Raw genomic sequence first — 16,883 nt, 5'->3', positions numbered from 1 at the left:
CTATTACGAATCGATATGCTGGCGATAACAGCCGGGTTTGCGATTAGACCCGCGCTGCTAAGGCACCCTTTGCCCATTTACGCTATTTCTGGCGGTAACTCCGTAATGATCTGATAAAGCTCATCATCACTGTGTGCGGCGCGTAGACGGCGACACACTGTTTTATCAGCCAATCGCTTAGCTACTAAAGACAAAGTGTGTAAGTGAGTTTTACATTGATCTGCCGGAACCAACAAGGCAAATAATAGATCAACAGGTTGGTTATCAATAGCATCGAAAGCGATCGGTTGTTCCAAGCGGATAAACACACCCACGGCGCGCAGCGTATCTTCCTCCAGTTTGCCATGAGGTATTGCGATGCCACTGCCAATGCCAGTACTGCCCATACGTTCGCGGGTTAATACAGCATCGAAAACGACCTGTGAGGGCAGGTTAAGCTGTTTGGCAGCCAACTCGCTGATAATTTCCAAAGCCCGTTTTTTACTTGAGCAATGTACGGCGCTTTTGGTGCACTCGATATTGAGTACCGAGCTTAATTGTAGTGCTGGATCGTTGATCATCTCATCTTTCACTTAAGTGCTGTTTTAAGCCTGATCCATCGGTTTCCGTTGGATCAGGCGATGTAGCACGTGTAGAACCTTCGTTAGGGATAATAGCGACAAGGATTCTTAATGTTGTTTCAATTTATCTTTATGCTTGTTCAACTGGCGGGCCAGTTTATCAACCAAAATATCAATTGCGGCGTACATATCCTCCTGCTCTGAACTGGCGTGCAACTCGCCTCCATTCACATGCACCGTTGCTTCTGCAATTTGTTTGACTTTTTCGACACTTAAAACCACGTATACCTGGTTAATGCGATCAAAATATTGCTCAAGTTTGGCAAATTTAGTGTTAACAAACTCACGTAATGCTTCGGTTATTTCAACATGATGTCCGGTAATATTGAGCTGCATAGTGTCTTCCTTCTCAGTTCAGGTCAAACCAACTGTTTACGTTGATTTGACGGCGGGATGGATAACGACTCTCGGTACTTCGCGACAGTTCGCCGTGCCACCATGATGCCCTGTTCACATAATAGTGTGGTCAGTTTACTGTCGCTAAGGGGTTTGGCAGGGTTCTCTGCCGCAACCAATTTTTTCACCAGTGCACGAATTGCGGTGGAAGAGGCTTCGCCTCCGCTCTCGGTATTGACGTGACTGGAGAAGAAATATTTCAGCTCGAAAATCCCCCGAGGACTGTGCAGGAACTTCTGCGTCGTCACGCGGGAGATGGTCGATTCGTGCATATCTACGGCCTGAGCAATATCAGCCAGCACCATGGGTTTCATAAACTCAGGGCCATTTTCAAAAAATGCGACCTGCTGCTCGACAATACAACGCGCAACCTTCAGCAGCGTTTCATTGCGGCTTTCAAGGCTTTTTATCAACCATTTTGCTTCTTGTAGATTGCTGCGGATAAACTGCCCGTCGCTATCATTGCGGGTATTGCTACCCATTGCAGCATAGTGTTGATTAATTTTTAGGCGTGGAATGCTATCGGCATTTAGCTCGACCGTCCATTGATCTTTCTCTTTGCGCACCAAAACATCGGGAATGACATACTCCGACTCACCAGTATTGATCGACTGGCCCGGTCGCGGGTCCAGTGATTGAATCAGGGCGATCGCTTCCTTAAGTGTATCTTCTTTTAGTCGACTTAAACGGATCATTGTGCGGAAATCATGGTTGCCTAGCAAATCCAGATAATCGCTAACCACTAAGCGCGCTTCGGCAAGATAAGGGGTCTCTTTGGCATATTGCGACAGTTGCACCAACAGACATTCACGCAGGTTGCGCGCCGCCACACCAATAGGATCAAAGTGTTGTATCCGCTTGAGTACCGCTTCGACTTCATCCAGTGCGATGTTCTCGTCACCCATGCTCTCTAGAATATCTTCCAGCGGAACGGTGAGATAGCCAGTGTCATCGACTGCATCGACGATAGAGGTCGCAATGGCAGCATCGGTCTCAGAGAAGGGGGTCAGATCCACTTGCCACATCAGGTAGTCTTGCAGCGTCTGGGTAGTTTCACCCTGATAGACAGGCAACTCATCATCACTGTAATCGTTGCCCATACCTGAGGGGGTGCCTGCGGTGTAGATCTCATCCCAAGTGGCATCCAGCGGCAACTCTTCGGGCATATCTTTTTGTTCCAGCGCTTCGCGGGTATCAAGCGATTCACTGTCTACTGTCTCTTTGGCGTCTATCTCTTCATGAAGATCTGTTTGCTCAAGCAGGGGGTTGCTCTCCAGCGCTAACTGAATCTCCTGCTGGAGTTCAAGTGTAGAAAGTTGCAACAGACGAATAGCCTGTTGAAGCTGCGGAGTCATTGCCAGTTGTTGGCTGAACTTGAGTTGCAAACCTTGCTTCATAATGCGGTATCAATTTTCCTTTATGACTGACGAAATAGCCTTGCGATCACCATCGGAGGAAGATTAGAGACGGAACTCTTCACCCAGATAAACACGCTTAACTTGTTCGTCAGCCAAAATTTCCTGTGGTGTGCCGTGAGCGATTAAGTGCCCTTGGCTTACAATATAAGCCCGCTCACAAACGTCTAACGTTTCACGCACGTTGTGGTCGGTAATCAATACACCCAAACCACTGTCGCGCAGATGTTCAATAATTTTTTTGATATCGATAACAGAAATGGGGTCAACCCCAGCAAATGGCTCATCCAGCAGAATAAACTTAGGATTTGCAGCCAAGGCACGGGCAATCTCAACACGGCGGCGCTCGCCACCAGAGAGTGATTGCCCCAGACTGTCACGTAAATGGGTGATATGGAACTCTTCCATTAGCTCCTCAGCCCGTTCCTGCCGCTGCTCATTGGTGAGATCTTTACGGATCTCCAGTACCGCCATCAGATTGTTAAATACACTCAGGCGACGGAAGATTGAGGCTTCTTGCGGTAAATAACCAATGCCGCGACGGGCGCGTTCATGGAGAGGCAAGAGGCTGATATCTTCGTCATCAATCACAATACGCCCGGCGTCACGCTGGACAATGCCGACGACCATATAAAAAGTGGTGGTCTTACCTGCACCATTTGGCCCAAGCAGGCCCACAATCTCACCGGACTTTACACTCAGGCTAACGTCTTCGACCACTTTACGGCCTTTGTACGCCTTAGCCAGCTTTTCTGCGATTAATGTTGCCATAAATGATTACTTACTCTTCTTTTGGCCTGAAGCTGCTGGCCCTTTGTCTTGTAATTGGGACGGTAATAATACGGTGGTGACGCGATTGCCTTTATCACTGAAGGCTTCCATCTGCTGTTTTTTCACCAGATAAGTGATGCGATCACCTTTGATATTGCTATCAAGTTGCTCTAGATAAGCATTGCCAGTCAATACCACAAAATCATTCGCGACTTCGTAACGCAATTTTTGACCGTGGCCTTTGACGGGCTTACCACTGTCTTGCATTTGGTAGAAGGTGACCGGATTACCATAGCCTTCGATAACCATTTTGCTCTGATCGCCACCAGGGCGGGTCACCACCACTTTATCCGCTTTAATCTCGATAGTGCCTTGTTTGATAATCACATTATCAGTAAAGGTGATGGTGTTCGCCTCCATATCCAATGCTTGTTTGGCGGAGTCAACCTTGACGGGCTGCTCAGTATCACCCGTTAATGCAAATGCAGGTAGGCTTGCGGCCAAAAGTGAGCTGGCAAGCAAAAGAGGGCGAATTTTATTTTTGTATTTCATAAGAGGTTTTAACCTTTTCAATCAGCTCGGCGGTTTTGTCCCGCAAGTTCCCACGCATTTTCATGCCGTTAGATGTGAATCCAACACCAAAGAGGGTAACTTCATCGTCTGAGGATACATCCTGAGTGATCAAATTAACCTGGGCGTTATCCGTTTTAATTTTTTGTAACTGTGCATCTGGGGTCAGGCTATCGACCTCAACATGACCATACAAATAGAGCATTTTATCATTGGTCAGCTTGGCGCGGTCTGCCCGAACTGTCCAGGTTGCCACTGCATTCTCGCCAAACAGGGTCATGACTGGCTTGGTAAACCAAGTTAGCTCTTGAGCGCTGAAGTTCTGAACGTCTTCCGCGACCAATTTATAATTCAGTTGCCCGACCGGATTAAAAACCACTGTCACCGTATGTTGGCTTTGGGAAGAGGGCTCATTATTATCAGCCACAACTGGCGTGTCCTGCTGATTAAAACCGGACATATTCCAGCCAATCAATGCCAAAGCAATCAATGCCAGAGATAGGGTTATCCACAGTCTTGTTTTACTCATATCGACAATCCTTTGGCACCGTCGAGTTTATCTTGGGCCAATAATATCAAATCACATATCTCGCGTACTGCACCGCGCCCGCCATTGATTTTCGTCACATAATGCGCTTTGGGAAGCAGTATCGGATGAGCATCCGCCACTGCGACAGATAGTCCCACTTGTGCCATCACTGGCCAATCAATCAGGTCATCACCAATATAAGCGACCTGTTCCGGCTGGCAGTTTAATGCTAGCAACAATTCGTGGTAAGCCACCAGCTTATCAGATTGCCCTTGATAAAGGTGGGTAATGCCCAAGGTGTTGGCGCGGTCTTCCAGTAATTTAGCGCAGCGGCCCGTAATAATCGCCACTTCAATACCGGAGGTTATCAGGCAGCGGATACCATAGCCATCACGCACGTTGAATGCCTTCAGCTCTTCCCCCTGATTACCCATATAAATCAGGCCGTCGGACATCACGCCATCCACATCACAAATGAGCAGACGAATGTTTGCCGCGCGTTGTATGACGCTGTCGGCGACAGGGCCATAGCATGTATCCAGATAGACGGTGCTGTTCATAATTTATCCTTTGTTAAACGACACCGGCTCTTAGCATGTCGTGCATATGCACCACGCCGAGCAGTTGCTCACCGTCAGCCACTAACACCGCCGTAATATGACGTGACTCCATCAGGTTGAGCGCATCCACCGCCAACATGGTCGGACGAACCCGAATACCGCCGCTGGTCATCACGTCTGCGATTTTTGCATGATTCAAATCAATGCCCATATCAAATACCCGGCGCAAGTCACCGTCGGTAAAGATACCCTTAATCATCATGAGATCGTCACAGATTACAGTTAAACCCAGATTCTTCCGAGTAATCTCCAGTAAGGCATCACGCAATGACGCATCAGGGCTGACGTGCGGGATCTCTGCGCCAGTGTGCATGATATCGCTGATCCGCAACAGCAACTTGCGCCCAAGTGCTCCGCCCGGATGGGAGAGGGCAAAATCTTCTTGGGTGAATCCACGCGCTTTCAGCAAGGCCACGGCGAGGGCGTCGCCCATGACCAAGGTGGCAGTGGTACTGGTGGTCGGGGCCAGCCCCAGTGGGCAAGCTTCTTGCGGCACTTTAATGCATAAATGAATATCAGCCGCTTTACCCATGGTGCTTTCAGGGTTGTTGCTCATGCAGATGAGCTTGATTTTCTGACGCTTGAGCACGGGGATCAACGCCAGAATTTCGTTGGATTCACCTGAGTTGGAGATAGCCAGAACGATATCTTGTGGCGTGACCATGCCGAGGTCACCATGACTGGCTTCCGCAGGGTGGACAGAAAAGGCGGGCGTCCCTGTACTGGCAAAGGTCGCGGCAATTTTGCAGCCAATATGCCCCGACTTACCCATCCCCATCACTACCACTTTGCCATGGCAGTTAAATATCGCTTCGCAGGCGCTGGAAAAATCGTCATTAATGTATTGATCGAGTTGTGCCAGTCCTTCGCGCTCAATGTGCAATACCTGTTTACCCGCCTGCTGAAAATCCATTCTTGGTTGCGAATCAAAAGAAGACATACTTGGTTCCTGTGCGCAGCACTGTTTTATGTCACGCCACACTAAAAGGGGCGAAGAACAGCACCGCAAGGTAAGCGATAAACCCACATAATAACAGAGCGCCCGCCAGATGGCCGATTCGATGTTTACGGCCGAGACAAAGAATCGTGAATATCACGCTGACACCGAGCATCACCCAATAATCGCGCTGGAAAGCGTCAGGATTAATATCACCAGGGGAGAGCAGTGCAGGTACACCTAAGACAATCACAATATTAAAAATGTTCGATCCGATGATATTGCCGACCGCCATATCATCTTCCCCTTTCAGCGCGCCGGCGATGAAAGTGGCCAATTCAGGCAAACTGGTGCCAATGGCAATCACGGTCAAACCAATGACCAGTTCACTGACGCCAGCGACGCGGGCAATGACCGTCGCGTTATCGATAATCATTTTGGCCGACAGTGGTAAAATAATGAAGGCCAGTACCAACCACAATAAGGCCACGGTCGTGCTGCTGTCCTGCGGTAATTCAGCCAACTGTTCGCGAGTCAGAATGTCATTGCCCTCGGCATGGGCCAATCGCGCAATTTTTAGCATCAGGACAATAAATGCCACCGCTGCCAGCAGCAAAATAATCCCATCCCCACGGCTGAGATGGTTATCGGCCAGCAGAAAGCCACACAGCACCGTGACCACCAACATTAAGGGTAACTCACGGCGCAGAATCTCTGAGCGCACGGTCAATGGGCGTATTAGGGCCGCGCCCCCCACAATCAGCAACAGATTGGTAATATTGGAGCCAAGCACATTGCCGACCGCCATATCGGTCTGGTTATTAAGTGCCGCCGTCACCGATACAATCAACTCTGGCAGCGATGTGCCGATCCCTACAATGGTCATCCCGATAATGAGCGGCGGAACACCGAAAGAACGGGATAACACGGCCGCGCCGTAAACTAATCGATCAGCGCCATACACTAATAAAACCAAACCAATGATTAACAGTGTTATCGCAAGAAACATGCAGAGTCCTTTATTAGGTATAATCCCGATCCATTGGCTGCTGGTAACAGATAGCCTGTTGGTAACTGATAGCCCGTTGGCAAAAAATGGCTGACAATACGTTTTTACGCTTATTTTTGCTTAGGCTCTAATTTTGACTGTGAGAGCCAGAAAAGTAAAACTTATGGCAACTTTGGCGACGAAAAAGCAGTAATAAATTGCCAAACTACTTCCCAGTTGCGCTCGTTACTGCCATTTGATGTAGCATTGGCGGCTGGGTGAGTAATAAAAGGCTCAAGGGACGAATGATAATGAAGCAAAAGGCGTCGAATTTGATAGAGATCCATGGGATGAGTTTTACCCGTGGTGAGCGTCCGATATTCGCCGATATCAATATGACGGTCCCGCGCGGCAAAGTGACGGCGATTATGGGGCCTTCTGGTATTGGTAAAACCACATTGTTGCGCCTGATTGGTGGGCAATTGGCACCGGATGCCGGTGAAATTTGGTTTGATGGTGATAATATTCCGGCGCTTTCACGCCAGCGTTTGTATGATGTGCGCAAAAAAATGAGCATGTTATTTCAATCTGGCGCGCTATTTACTGATTTAACCGTATTCGAAAATGTGGCTTTTCCCCTGCGCGAACATAGCCGTTTGCCGGAAGAGCTGCTGCACAGCACGGTGATGATGAAGCTAGAGGCGGTGGGGTTGCGCGGCGCGGCTAATTTGATGCCCGCAGAGCTTTCCGGCGGTATGGCACGCCGTGCGGCATTGGCACGGGCGATTGCTCTCGATCCTGAATTGATTATGTTTGATGAGCCGTTTGTGGGTCAGGATCCGATTACCATGGGGGTACTGGTCAAACTGATTGATGAGCTGAATCATGCACTGGGTGTCACTTGTGTGGTGGTCTCCCATGATGTGCCCGAAGTGCTTAGCATTGCTGATTATGCCTATATCGTTGCAGATCAGCATGTTATTGCCGAAGGAACACCTGAACAGTTGCAAGCCAATGACGATATGCGGGTGCGCCAGTTCCTCGATGGTATTGCCGACGGACCGGTGCCTTTCCGTTTCCCTGCTGGGGATTATAAAACCGAGCTATTAGGTTGATGGAGTATTCATGTTAGTACAGGCATTAGCGTCTTTAGGTCGCCGAGGCATTAATGTCTGCGCCTCCTTTGGTCGCGCAGGTTTAATGCTGTTCAATGCCCTTGTTGGGCGGCCTGAACCGCGAAAACAATGGCCACTATTGGTCAAACAGCTGTATAGCGTCGGGGTACAATCGCTACTGATTATTGTGGTTTCCGGCCTATTTATCGGCATGGTTCTGGGGTTGCAGGGCTTTTTGATCCTGACCACTTACAGCGCGGAAGCTAGCCTCGGCATGATGGTGTCACTGTCACTGCTCCGTGAACTGGGGCCAGTGGTAACCGCGCTACTGTTCGCGGGTCGCGCAGGTTCTGCCTTGACCGCTGAGATTGGCCTGATGAAAGCCACGGAACAGATTTCCAGTCTGGAGATGATGGCGATTGATCCACTGCGACGGGTGGTCGCGCCTCGATTCTGGGCGGGTCTGATCAGTATGCCATTATTGACCGCGATTTTTGTTGCCGTGGGTATTTGGGGCGGCTCTGTGGTCGGTGTTGACTGGAAAGGGATCGACGGCGGTTTCTTCTGGTCGGCGATGCAGAATGCGGTTGAGTGGCGGACAGATTTACTGAATTGCCTGATTAAGAGTCTGGTATTTGCCATTACCGTGACCTGGATTGCGCTGTTCAATGGTTATGATGCGATCCCAACATCTGAAGGGATCAGCCGGGCAACGACCCGTACCGTAGTGCACTCGTCGCTGGCGGTATTGGGATTAGATTTTGTGCTGACAGCACTGATGTTTGGGAACTGAGTCGATGCAAACGAAGAGAAGTGAAGTCTGGGTAGGCGCGTTTATACTGATTGCTATACTGGCGGTCATATTCCTCTGCTTGCAAGTGGCAGACATTAAATCCGTAGGCAATCAGCCGACTTACCGGATTTACGCAAATTTTGACAATATTGGCGGCTTGAAAACCAATTCGCCAGTCAAGATTGGCGGCGTAGTGGTGGGGCGGGTGGCCTATATTACGTTAGATACTCAAAATTACAGCCCGCGTGTGGCGATAGATATTCAGCAGCGCTATAACCATATCCCAGACACCAGTTCACTGGCCGTCCGCACTTCCGGCTTGCTCGGTGAGCAGTTCTTGGCGCTGAATGTCGGTTTCGAAGATCCCGATATGGGCACCAGTATTTTGAAAGATGGTGGTGTTATTCAAGACACCAAATCAGCTCTGGTTCTGGAAGATCTTATCGGCCAGTTCTTGTACAAAAGTGGCGGGGATGGTAATTCTGGTGCGCCAGCGAGTGATTCCGTAGCGCCAACGACTGGAGCACCTATATCGGCTGGTGCAACAACATCGGCTGGTGCAACAACATCGGCTGGCGCACCCACACCGACAGCGAATGGTAGCTCGCCTGCAACTCAACATCCATAAAAGGGAATCTGAATGTTTAAACGTTTACTTATGGTCGCATTGCTGGTGGTTGCCCCACTGGCGAATGCTGTCGATCAAACCAACCCGTACCGTCTGATGGATGAAGCGGCGCAAAGAACTTTCACGCGTCTGAAAACTGAACAACCTAAGATCAAACAAAACCCAGACTATTTACGCACCATCGTGCGTGAAGAGCTGCTGCCATTTGTTCAGATCAAATATGCCGGGGCACTGGTACTGGGTAGCTACTATAAAGCGGCCACTCCGGCGCAACGTGAAGCTTACTTCAATGCATTCGGTCAATATCTGGAACAGGCTTACGGTCAGGCACTGGCGTTGTACCATGGCCAAACTTACGACGTTGCACCAGACCAACCGCTGGGTGATGCCAATATCGTGGCTATCCGTGTGACTATCCTTGATCCCAATGGTCGCCCTCCCGTGCGCTTAGATTTCCAATGGCGTAAAAATAGCCAAACCGGCAACTGGCAGGCGTATGACATGATAGCCGAAGGGGTTAGCATGATCAGCACCAAGCAAAATGAGTGGGCTTCTATCCTGCGTCAGAAAGGGGTTGATGGTTTGACTCAACAGCTGCTGATGGCGGCGAAACAGCCGATTACTTTAGATAAGCAATAATGATGGCAAATGAACTGAGCTGGCAATCCCAGCAGGAAACGCTGGTACTGCAAGGTGAGTTGGATCGTGAAACGCTGTTGCCCCTTTGGCAGCAGCGCGAGGCATTACTGGCGGATAAAACCCATATTGATGTCAGTCAATTGCAGCGCGTCGACTCATCCGGTTTGGCATTACTGGTGCACTTTCGTGAACTGCGAAGCCAGCAGGGGGTCTCACTCACCATTATCGGTGTCAGTGATCGGTTATCGACCCTGATTGAGCTGTACAACCTGCGGGATATCATCCCGGTAGAAACGGCCAGCACCTAGCTAGCAGAATGTAGCAAGTGGAATTCAGTCGGCGAGTTTTGTGTCGCCTACTTCCAAAACAAAAAACTAACGTTTTTAAGCCCCTGAACATAATTATTAGTCAGGGGCTTTTCTTTAGTTTCGGAGCTCGCCGTATTCCACTAATATGTTTGGCTGGCTATGCTCCTCTTAAAATTATGCTCCTCATAAAATAGAAAGAATCTTATGGATACTAACGAAATTAAAGAAGTGCTGATGCGAGCATTGGCACTGCAAGAAGCACATGTTACCGGTGATGGCAGCCACTTTCAGGTGATTGCGGTCGGCGAATTATTTGCTGACATGAGCCGAGTGAAAAAACAGCAGGCTGTGTACGCGCCTTTGATGGAATATATTGCTGATAACCGTATTCATGCCTTGTCGATTAAGGCTTATACGCCGCAAGAGTGGCAACGGGATCGCAAGCTAAACGGCTTTTAATACTGCTGGCTGGTGGGCTGTTTAGTGCGATCGCAAACAGTGCTAAGGCGGGCAGTGAATTCGAATTTGACAACAGAGAGTGGTCACAATGGATAAATTTCGTGTGCAGGGGCGGACTCGCCTAAGCGGTGAAGTCACTATTTCCGGAGCGAAAAATGCCGCATTGCCAATATTGTTTGCTGCGTTGTTGGCTGAAGAACCGGTAGAACTGCAAAATGTCCCAAAGCTAAAAGACATTGATACCACGATTAAGCTGCTTGGCCAATTGGGCACCAAAATTGAACGCGACAGCTCGGGTTCGGTTTTTGTTGACGCGCGTGATGTGAATGAGTTTTGCGCACCTTATGATTTAGTCAAAACCATGCGTGCTTCTATCTGGGCGCTGGGGCCACTGGTGGCTCGCTTTGGTAAAGGGCAGGTCTCTTTGCCCGGCGGCTGCGCGATTGGTGCGCGTCCAGTTGATTTGCATATCACCGGTTTAGAGCAACTGGGTGCTGAAATTAAGCTGGAAGAGGGCTACGTAAAAGCCTCGGTCAATGGTCGCCTGAAAGGCGCGCATATTGTGATGGACAAAGTTAGCGTTGGCGCAACAGTGACCATTATGAGTGCCGCAACTTTGGCAGAAGGCACCACGGTGATTGAGAACGCAGCCCGTGAGCCAGAAATTGTCGATACCGCGAATTTCCTGAATACACTGGGCGCTAAAATCAGCGGCGCAGGCAGTGACCGTATTACCATCGAAGGCGTTGCACGCTTGGGCGGTGGTGTCTATCGTGTGCTGCCTGACCGCATTGAAACCGGAACTTTCTTGGTTGCTGCGGCAATCTCTGGCGGTAAAGTGGTTTGTCGTCAGACCCGTCCTGATACGCTGGATGCGGTATTGGCTAAGCTACGCGAAGCGGGTGCTGATATTGAAGTCGGTGATGATTGGATCAGCCTCGACATGCATGGACAGCGGCCTAAAGCGGTGACGATCCGCACTGCGCCACACCCAGGTTTCCCAACGGATATGCAGGCTCAATTCAGCTTATTGAACTTGGTGGCGGAAGGGACGGGTGTTATCACCGAAACCATTTTCGAGAACCGTTTCATGCACGTGCCTGAGCTGATTCGCATGGGCGCACATGCTGAAATCGAGAGCAATACCGTGATTTGTTATGGCGTTGAGCAGCTCTCCGGTGCTCAGGTGATGGCAACCGATCTCCGTGCTTCTGCCAGTTTGGTATTGGCGGGCTGTATCGCAGATGGGGTCACTATTGTTGATCGTATTTATCATATCGACCGTGGCTATGAGCGTATCGAAGATAAATTGCGTGCACTGGGTGCCAAAATTGAGCGTGTGAAAGGCGAATAAACTGCCGCTAAATCAGACCAATAAAAATGCCAGCCTGTTGTTCCGGGCTGGCATTTTTTTAACTAAAAATCAGGGCTGTTGCGTCGCTTGCTGGCTCAGCACCGCATTTTGATCTAATTCCGTGATGGTGATTTGCGTCGTCATTTGCTGACCGTTACGCAGAAGTAAAACAGGAATGGTGGTACCAGGGCGGATTTCTGCGACCTGATCCATAGTTTCAATCACGGATGTCGCCGGTTTGTTATTCACGCTGAGAATGATGTCGCCCACTTGCAAATCAGTTTTCGCTGCTGGGCCATCTGGCGATATTTTATTCACTTTTATGCCGTGTATCCGGTCTGAACCATTACCGCTGGCATTGAAGGGAGGATACTCCTCACCCGTCACGCCGATATAGCCACGAATCACCCGCCCGTCACGAATCAGCTTCTCCATTACCTTGGTCGCCAGTGCGGTAGGGATAGCAAAACCAATACCTTCCGGTGTTTCGCCGTTGCTGCTTTTATCGAAGGATAAGGTATTAATCCCCATCAATTCACCCAATGTATTCACCAGCGCACCGCCGGAATTACCCTGATTGATTGAGGCATCTGTCTGGAGAAAGTTTTGCCGCCCGGAATCACTTAAACCAATACGTCCGGTTGCGCTGATAATCCCTTGCGTAACCGTCTGGCCCAAATTATAGGGATTACCGATAGCCAGTACGACATCACCAATATGGGGCATACGGTTGATATTGATGGGAATGACGGGAAGATTTACCGCGTCAATTTTCAGAACTGCTAAATCTGTCAGGTTATCCGAACCGACCAGTAACGCCTCTGATACACGACCATTTTGCAATGCCACAATGATCTGTTCAGCATTATTGATCACATGCTTATTGGTCAGGATATAACCCTTGTCACTCATGATAACGCCAGAACCCAGTGTGCGAATGGCCAGCCCATCTTGGGTCGGGCTTAAGCTGCGGTTATACACATTAACCACCGCAGGTGCTGCTCTTCGCACCGCTTGGTTATAACTGACGGGGGTCTCTTCATCTAAGCTACTGCTCGTTCCGGAAAAAAAGTGGCCCGGATTACGGAGCATAGGCATTGCGACCAGCAAAATAGCGGCGACAATGAGCCCCAAAACAATTGAACGCAATAGCTTAAGAAACATGAGGTTTAAGGCTTGAATGAATGAGTATCAGGAGAATAGCATGAGTTTGGCGGACACAGCATTGTGCTGTGTCCGATTTTTCTGCAAATTAGCGTATTAACAGGTAAATATTCTCATCACCACGCACAATATTCAGTGCGATAACAGCCGGTTTGGCTTCGATAGCTTTCCGCAATTGGGTGATATCCTGAACCCGCACACGGTTTACGGCAATAATCACATCATCTTTCTGCAAGCCAGATTGTGCGGCAGGTGAGCCTTTAGTGACGCTCTCAACCTTGACGCCCTTGCTGCCACCTTTGATCTCGCCATTGCTCAGGGATGCGCCCTGCAATGATGGCGACAAGGTATCGGCACTGGTTGACGTTGGGCTGCTGTTCTCCAGCGTTACCGTGACTTCAAGTGGTTTCCCATCGCGCAGCAAGCCCACTTTGATGGCTTTACCCGGCCCGGTAGTGCCCACTTTGGCGCGCAACTCCGCAAAGCTGCTGATTGGCTTACCATCAACGGAAACCAGCACGTCACCCGCTTTGATTCCGGCTTTAGCTGCCGCTGATTTTGGCAAGACTTCACTGACAAATGCGCCACGCTGAGCATCGATATTAAAGGCTTTCGCCATGTCAGCAGTCATTTCGCTGCCACGGATGCCCAATAGCCCGCGCTTCACTTCGCCAAACTCAATCAACTGCTGGCTAAGGTTTTGCGCCATGTTGCTTGGGATCGCGAAGCCGATACCGATGTTACCGCCGCCCGGAGCCAGAATCGCCGTGTTAATCCCAATCAGTTCGCCGTTGAGGTTAACCAAGGCACCGCCAGAGTTACCCCGGTTGATAGAGGCATCAGTCTGGATAAAGTTTTCCAGCCCTTCCAGATTCAGGCCACTACGACCCAAGGCTGAGATGATCCCTGAGGTCGCGGTTTGCCCCAAGCCAAAGGGGTTACCGACGGCGACCGCAAAATCACCCACCCGCAGGTTATCGGAGTCGGCAATTTTAATGGATGTTAGATTTTTGGCGTCGGTTAACTGCAACAACGCGATATCAGTTTGCTCATCACGGCCCAGCAATTTGGCATCATATTCACGGCCATCATTGAGCTGAACACGAATTTTATCGGCATTATTGATAACGTGGTTATTGGTCAGCACATAACCTTTTTCAGCGTTAATAATGACGCCAGATCCCAGCCCTTCGAAGGGACGATTGCTCTCTTTACCCGTCGGGGCATTGGGGCCAAAGAAGAATTTGAACTCTTCTGGCAAACGTTGCTGTTGCGCTTGTGTCCCAGAGACATGAACGCTGACAACCGCGGGCAAAACTTTTTCCAACATCGGAGCCAGGCTAGGAACGGCCTGCCCGGCGACGGCCGCTGGAAGTGCTGCAGCGTTCGCCATAGGAACAGAAGCGAGACTTAAGCCGACACTCATTGCCAGCGCACTAAGAAATAATGACTTTTTCTTCATTGATTTTAACTCTCTCAATACCTAACGGTGAATGAATAGGGTAGATGGCTGTTACAGGCCTGTTGTAAGTTCAGACTCTGAGTTAGCTAAAAAATTCACTTATTTCAAATGGCTACTGCTGTCTTAAAATAAGTCGCCTAAGATACCGCTTGATATAAGGTTCGTGGTGGGGCAATTCAAGGAGAGGTGAGTATAGAAGTGTAAATGTGCTGACTACAGTGGCGTAGCCAGCACAATGCATTTGTCTTTAATCGCGGGTCTGATGCTCCGGGCGTAGTAAGCCCGATGCCCCTTCAGAGTAATCCCGAGGTGGCATTTTCACCGGTGCCTGATCATTATCGGCCTCAGATTCGGTCAAACGGTAGCGGAATGGATTATCCTGCAACGGCAAGTCCGGTAATAAGTTATTGGAGCTTTTCGCCATATGCTGATAAAGCTGGCGGTAGTCGCGAGCCATATTATCCAGCAACTCAGCACTGCGGGCGAAGTGCCCAACCAGTTCCTGACGATACTCTTCCAAATCTGTTTTGCTCTTCTCCAGCTCATTTTGCAGCACTTGCTGCTGACGCAATTTGCGGTTGCCAAAGCGCATAGCTACCGCGCCAATCACGATACCAACAACCAACCCAATAAGCGCATACTCCCAGGTCATGATGACTCCTTTTGTGACTTCATTGTTCAGCAGGACTTTTCACTTAATAATAGCCACTATAACCGTTAACCTTGTCTGAGTGGAATCCTGATGCAACTTTGCTTTTGGTTATCAGGCTTTTTCCGCAAGGATAGAGTCGATAAATGCTGCGATTGCGCGATAAATCAGTGAGAAAGTACCGCGAAAAGTAGATAACTATTTTATCAGGGATTGGTGATAAACATGCAACCAAGTACACCTACAACACTTTACCAGCAGGCACTTGATGCTGGCGACTATCAATCTGACAATGTGCAACAGCGCGCTGTAGCACAACTAGACCAGATTTATCATGCGCTGAAACAGCGCCAAAGTGAGTCACCGGCTGGCGCGGGTTTACGTGGGCGGCTGAACCGTTTGATTGGACGCGCGGCTCCCAAAATAGCCATTCCTCCCGTTCAGGGCTTATATATGTGGGGGGGAGTCGGGCGGGGTAAAACCTGGCTGATGGATATGTTTTTCCACAGCTTGCCGGGTGAGCGTAAGCTTCGACTGCATTTTCACCGCTTTATGCTGCGGGTACATGAAGAGTTGGCCGAGCTGCAAGGTCATGAAGAACCACTGGAAATCATCGCCGACAATTTCAAAGCGCAGACCGATGTGCTGTGCTTTGATGAGTTTTTTGTCACCGATATTACAGACGCCATGCTGTTGGCAACCCTGCTGGAGGCGCTATTCGCCAGAGGCATTACATTGGTCGCGACATCCAATATTCCGCCGGATAATCTGTACCATAACGGTCTACAGCGCGCCCGCTTCCTGCCTGCAATTGCATTGATTAAGCAGTATTGCGATGTGATGAATGTCGATGCTGGCATTGACTACCGTTTGCGCACACTCACTCAGGCGAATCTTTATCTGACGCCGCTGAATGAGCAAACCGAGCAGGAGATGGACGCGATTTTTGTCAAACTAGCGGGTAAAGAGGGTGAGCATGCGCCTGTGCTGGAAGTGAATCACCGGCCATTGCCCGCCATTTGCGCGGCACAAGGCGTTTTGGCGGTGGACTTCCATACTTTGTGCGAAGAGGCCCGCAGCCAACTGGATTACATTGCGCTGTCGAAGCTCTATCACACTGTTTTACTGCACAATGTTCACCGCATGGAGACGCGAGATGAAAATACCGCCCGGCGTTTTCTGGCGTTAGTCGATGAATTTTACGAGCGGCGAGTGAAGCTGATCATTGCGGCTGAAGCCTCGATGTATGAGATTTATGGCGGCGAGCGCTTAAAATTCGAATATCAGCGCTGTTTGTCGCGGTTACAAGAGATGCAGAGTGAGGAGTATCTCTCTTTGCCACATCTGCCGTAAGTGCATAATCTGCATCACGGTGATTCACTTTTTGTGTATGGAAATGCTATTCTATTGGGGGCGATTATCCTTCGCCCTGACTTAACATGTTTAATTTATACCTTTCTCGTCAA

The 16,883-nt window shown here is 49.6% G+C and carries 20 protein-coding genes; 8 read left to right on the top strand and 12 right to left on the bottom strand.

The window, feature by feature from the left end:
* Positions 1-77: 77 nt before the first annotated feature.
* From ptsN to HRD69_RS02925, 9 genes are all read right to left on the bottom strand, one after another.
* On the bottom strand, positions 78-560 hold the full coding sequence (gene ptsN, locus HRD69_RS02965) for a PTS IIA-like nitrogen regulatory protein PtsN (protein ID WP_032813445.1): 483 nt from the start codon (positions 558-560) through the stop codon (positions 78-80).
* A 108-nt stretch (positions 561-668) separates the two neighbouring features.
* Positions 669-956 carry a ribosome hibernation promoting factor gene (hpf, locus tag HRD69_RS02960; protein WP_004874071.1) on the bottom strand — a complete coding sequence of 96 codons (288 nt, stop codon included), beginning with the start codon at positions 954-956 and terminating at the stop codon, positions 669-671.
* 23 nt (positions 957-979) lie between these two features.
* Positions 980-2,413: an RNA polymerase factor sigma-54 gene (rpoN, locus tag HRD69_RS02955; protein ID WP_004874072.1), complete on the bottom strand. Its 1,434-nt coding sequence runs from the start codon at positions 2,411-2,413 to the stop codon at positions 980-982.
* Positions 2,414-2,476: 63 nt separating this feature from the next.
* Positions 2,477-3,202 (bottom strand): LPS export ABC transporter ATP-binding protein, encoded by a 726-nt coding sequence (gene lptB / locus HRD69_RS02950; RefSeq protein ID WP_004874073.1) that lies wholly within the window; start codon positions 3,200-3,202, stop codon positions 2,477-2,479.
* A 6-nt stretch (positions 3,203-3,208) separates the two neighbouring features.
* Positions 3,209-3,754, bottom strand: a complete 546-nt coding sequence (gene lptA / locus HRD69_RS02945) for a lipopolysaccharide ABC transporter substrate-binding protein LptA (protein WP_032813386.1) — start codon at positions 3,752-3,754, stop codon at positions 3,209-3,211.
* The gene (lptC, locus tag HRD69_RS02940) at positions 3,738-4,301 is read right to left on the bottom strand and encodes an LPS export ABC transporter periplasmic protein LptC (RefSeq protein ID WP_032813387.1); all 564 of its coding nucleotides are present in this window, start codon (positions 4,299-4,301) and stop codon (positions 3,738-3,740) included. The genes lptA and lptC overlap by 17 nt, the downstream gene beginning before the upstream one ends.
* Positions 4,298-4,861 carry a 3-deoxy-manno-octulosonate-8-phosphatase KdsC gene (kdsC, locus tag HRD69_RS02935; RefSeq protein WP_004874076.1) on the bottom strand — a complete coding sequence of 188 codons (564 nt, stop codon included), beginning with the start codon at positions 4,859-4,861 and terminating at the stop codon, positions 4,298-4,300. The genes lptC and kdsC overlap by 4 nt, the downstream gene beginning before the upstream one ends.
* 13 nt (positions 4,862-4,874) lie before the next feature.
* Positions 4,875-5,861, bottom strand: coding sequence for an arabinose-5-phosphate isomerase KdsD (gene kdsD, locus HRD69_RS02930; RefSeq protein ID WP_032813388.1), 987 nt, complete (start codon positions 5,859-5,861; stop codon positions 4,875-4,877).
* 31 nt (positions 5,862-5,892) lie between these two features.
* On the bottom strand, positions 5,893-6,867 hold the full coding sequence (locus HRD69_RS02925; RefSeq protein WP_004874078.1) for a calcium/sodium antiporter: 975 nt from the start codon (positions 6,865-6,867) through the stop codon (positions 5,893-5,895).
* A gap of 290 nt (positions 6,868-7,157) precedes the next feature.
* On the opposite strand from HRD69_RS02925, the gene mlaF reads away from it, so the two are divergent.
* From mlaF to murA, 7 genes are all read left to right on the top strand, one after another.
* A complete protein-coding gene (gene mlaF / locus HRD69_RS02920; RefSeq protein ID WP_032813389.1) occupies positions 7,158-7,961 on the top strand; it encodes a phospholipid ABC transporter ATP-binding protein MlaF in 804 nt (267 codons plus the stop codon).
* A gap of 10 nt (positions 7,962-7,971) precedes the next feature.
* Positions 7,972-8,754 (top strand): lipid asymmetry maintenance ABC transporter permease subunit MlaE, encoded by a 783-nt coding sequence (mlaE, locus tag HRD69_RS02915; protein ID WP_004874080.1) that lies wholly within the window; start codon positions 7,972-7,974, stop codon positions 8,752-8,754.
* 4 nt (positions 8,755-8,758) lie between these two features.
* Positions 8,759-9,382: an outer membrane lipid asymmetry maintenance protein MlaD gene (gene mlaD / locus HRD69_RS02910; protein ID WP_004874081.1), complete on the top strand. Its 624-nt coding sequence runs from the start codon at positions 8,759-8,761 to the stop codon at positions 9,380-9,382.
* A 12-nt stretch (positions 9,383-9,394) separates the two neighbouring features.
* Entirely contained in the window at positions 9,395-10,021 is a 627-nt protein-coding gene (gene mlaC, locus HRD69_RS02905; RefSeq protein WP_004874082.1) for a phospholipid-binding protein MlaC, read from the top strand.
* Between the two features lie 2 nt (positions 10,022-10,023).
* Positions 10,024-10,329 (top strand): lipid asymmetry maintenance protein MlaB, encoded by a 306-nt coding sequence (mlaB, locus tag HRD69_RS02900; RefSeq protein WP_032813447.1) that lies wholly within the window; start codon positions 10,024-10,026, stop codon positions 10,327-10,329.
* Between the two features lie 204 nt (positions 10,330-10,533).
* The gene (gene ibaG / locus HRD69_RS02895; protein WP_004874083.1) at positions 10,534-10,788 is read left to right on the top strand and encodes a BolA family iron metabolism protein IbaG; all 255 of its coding nucleotides are present in this window, start codon (positions 10,534-10,536) and stop codon (positions 10,786-10,788) included.
* A gap of 88 nt (positions 10,789-10,876) precedes the next feature.
* Entirely contained in the window at positions 10,877-12,142 is a 1,266-nt protein-coding gene (murA, locus tag HRD69_RS02890) for a UDP-N-acetylglucosamine 1-carboxyvinyltransferase (RefSeq protein WP_004874084.1), read from the top strand.
* Between the two features lie 69 nt (positions 12,143-12,211).
* On the opposite strand, the gene degS is transcribed toward murA, so the two are convergent.
* From degS to zapG, 3 genes are all read right to left on the bottom strand, one after another.
* Positions 12,212-13,306: an outer membrane-stress sensor serine endopeptidase DegS gene (gene degS / locus HRD69_RS02885; RefSeq protein WP_004874085.1), complete on the bottom strand. Its 1,095-nt coding sequence runs from the start codon at positions 13,304-13,306 to the stop codon at positions 12,212-12,214.
* 88 nt (positions 13,307-13,394) lie between these two features.
* Complete coding sequence (gene degQ / locus HRD69_RS02880; RefSeq protein ID WP_032813391.1) at positions 13,395-14,768, bottom strand: serine endoprotease DegQ; 1,374 nt, start codon at positions 14,766-14,768, stop codon at positions 13,395-13,397.
* Positions 14,769-15,015: 247 nt separating this feature from the next.
* Complete coding sequence (zapG, locus tag HRD69_RS02875) at positions 15,016-15,420, bottom strand: Z-ring associated protein ZapG (protein ID WP_004714934.1); 405 nt, start codon at positions 15,418-15,420, stop codon at positions 15,016-15,018.
* A 222-nt stretch (positions 15,421-15,642) separates the two neighbouring features.
* Here zapG and zapE point away from each other — a divergent pair, with 222 nt between their 5' ends.
* Complete coding sequence (gene zapE / locus HRD69_RS02870; protein ID WP_172984593.1) at positions 15,643-16,770, top strand: cell division protein ZapE; 1,128 nt, start codon at positions 15,643-15,645, stop codon at positions 16,768-16,770.
* Positions 16,771-16,883: the final 113 nt, after the last annotated feature.

The sequence above is a fragment of the Yersinia mollaretii ATCC 43969 genome (assembly GCF_013282725.1).
GTDB classification, from domain to species: domain Bacteria; phylum Pseudomonadota; class Gammaproteobacteria; order Enterobacterales; family Enterobacteriaceae; genus Yersinia; species Yersinia mollaretii.
The sequence above is the reverse complement of the archived record's forward strand: the minus strand, read 5'-3'. Positions and strand labels throughout refer to the sequence as shown.